Origin of the sequence: Endozoicomonas sp. ONNA1 (assembly GCF_024606325.1) — a bacterium.
Lineage (GTDB): Bacteria > Pseudomonadota > Gammaproteobacteria > Pseudomonadales > Endozoicomonadaceae > Endozoicomonas_A.
Map to the genome: position 1 here is coordinate 1 of NZ_JAHHPN010000406.1, position 1139 is coordinate 1139.

The window sequence follows — 1139 nt, forward strand, 5'->3', positions numbered from 1 at the left end:
TGCCGGAGCCTCTTTCTCGTGGACTTCCGGATCGTATGGTTCAGGAGCGTTATCACCGCCAGCAGCTGACCCTTTGTTAATACTACTGTCAACCCGATGGTTCTCCAGAGCACTTATCTGATGACAAATCTGATGCCAAAACGCAGGCCATAGTTGAACGTCACGGGCATTCCATGCGTCTATCCGCTGATCAGTCTTCTGAAGATATGGCTGGGAAGCGGTTAATTTCAGTGTTTGTTCCTGTTCTTTCGTCAGGGGAAACACGCTATTAGCATCCACGCTCATCGGGCCAAACTCACGATCAAACCAGCGTTGCTGCCAGTGTCGGTAAAGTGCCTGAGTGAGAATGTTGTCTGACTGATCCGGTTTGAGGGAAAGACCGGATGCCTGCCAACGGCCCTGAGCCAGTCTCTTGATGATTTCGGTTCTGGCTTCCTCTTCATTCAGATCAGCCTTGATACAAATTTTATGGCGTTTTTCATCCAGACTGTTGAAATCATCGCGTCGTATCAACCACGGACGATCAATGCCCGATACCGTCTGGTTGAACCAATGGCAGAGTCCGGAATCAAGCTCACCGTTGTTGACGGTAAGAGCCGATGACTCTGGTAGTTCCTCCAGTGATTTCCTGGCGGCCATGAGGTAAAGCCGGTAGTGCTGATTGAGGCATTGCTGTAGTCCTTCTTCGGTAAAATCACCCCCTCTGATAACAGCCCTGGCGACATTCTGTAAATCGAGACTGGTCGGCTGCAACGGCAGGTTTTTCTGTTGCAGATAAGCCCTCAAACGACAATGTTGCATAGTCAGTTGTTCAGCGATGATTTTCCCCTGTTGGGTCTCTGGCAACACTTTCCTGGCAATGGCCTGCAATTCTGACGGACTGTACTGCCGGATGGGCAAATGACGAAAACGTCCTTTCAGCGCCGGTGATAACGGTTTTCGCCCGCTGTACTGCGGTGGGTTGATGGTGGCAAACAGGTGGAAGCCCGGGTGGGCGTCACCGGCCAGAATGTCGTTTAACTCACCTTCCAGATGCTGACTGTCGATCAGATTCATTTCTGAAATCACTACGATGCCGCCATGCACTTTTGCCGTCTGGATCTTTTCACACACTTTGTCCCAGGAACAATCACAGGCAT

At 50.8% G+C, this 1139-nt stretch carries 1 protein-coding gene; it reads right to left on the minus strand.

All coding sequences use genetic code 11. The features are described 5' to 3' along the window. Positions 1–1139, minus strand: a 1139-nt coding sequence (locus KDK19_RS09210; RefSeq protein ID WP_257291798.1) for a hypothetical protein, incomplete at both ends; no start/stop codon positions are given.